This is a genomic window from Synechococcus sp. R55.7 (assembly GCF_047461955.1).
In the GTDB taxonomy this organism is placed as follows: domain Bacteria; phylum Cyanobacteriota; class Cyanobacteriia; order Thermostichales; family Thermostichaceae; genus Thermostichus.
In genome coordinates, this window is record NZ_JANSIC010000435.1 from 1 (window position 1) to 806 (window position 806).

1 protein-coding gene is annotated in these 806 nt (G+C 58.2%); it reads left to right on the plus strand.

The features are described 5' to 3' along the window. Positions 1-252: 252 nt before the first annotated feature. Positions 253-806, plus strand: a 554-nt coding sequence (locus NW820_RS12980; RefSeq protein WP_414407721.1) for an exopolysaccharide biosynthesis protein, incomplete at its 3' end; no start/stop codon positions are given.

Consider the following 806-nt stretch of genomic DNA (forward strand, 5'->3'; position numbering starts at 1 on the left):
AGGGATCCCAGCAGCAGGAGCCATCCCAGCCCACGCCCCCCTTTGCGGAACTGAGTCGGAGCCTTCTGCTGTCGCTCAAGGCTGCTGATGTTTACGGCCCTCTTGAACCTGTCACCGAGCATGTCACCTCTCCGAAACCACCCCTTTGCTCAAGATATCCAACACAACTTGAATTTGCAGTAGGCTATCGTTGGCCCTCCAGGTAGTGCCCACCCGTTGCCAAACTTTGCCCGCTCCAGCCCTGCCCCCTCTATGGCCCGTCTGTCTCAAGAGCTAGCCCGGTTTTCCCGCCTTCCCGAGAGCCCAGAGCAACCCGAACCCTCCCCGGAAGGGTTGATCCGCATCGAAGACATTCTAAAACTGGCGGGCGAGCGCAGTTTTGGCTTGTTTTTGGCGGTGCTCTCTTTCCCTTCTGCTTTGCCTCTGCCGGCTCCCGGCTATTCCACTCCCTTTGGCGTGGTCATCCTGTTGCTGGCCGCACAAATGCTGGCAGGGCGAACCACTCCTTGGCTGCCGAAATGGGTGTTGCAGACCTCTATTGAACGGAAGCATTTTCAAAAGTGGGTGCAGGCTGGGATCCCATGGTTGCAGCGCATTGAAAAAATTGCCCGCCCCCGTTGGAAGCAGCTTTGCACCACACGGCTCGGCCAAGTCTGGCTGGGCACCTGGATCGGCTTGATGGGGATTTCCATGATCATCCCCGTTCCAGGCACCAACACCCTGCCGGCAATGGGGGTTTTCGTCACCGCTTTTGGCCTCCTGGAAGAAGATGGGATCCTGTGCAGCTTGGGATCCCTGATCTGTGT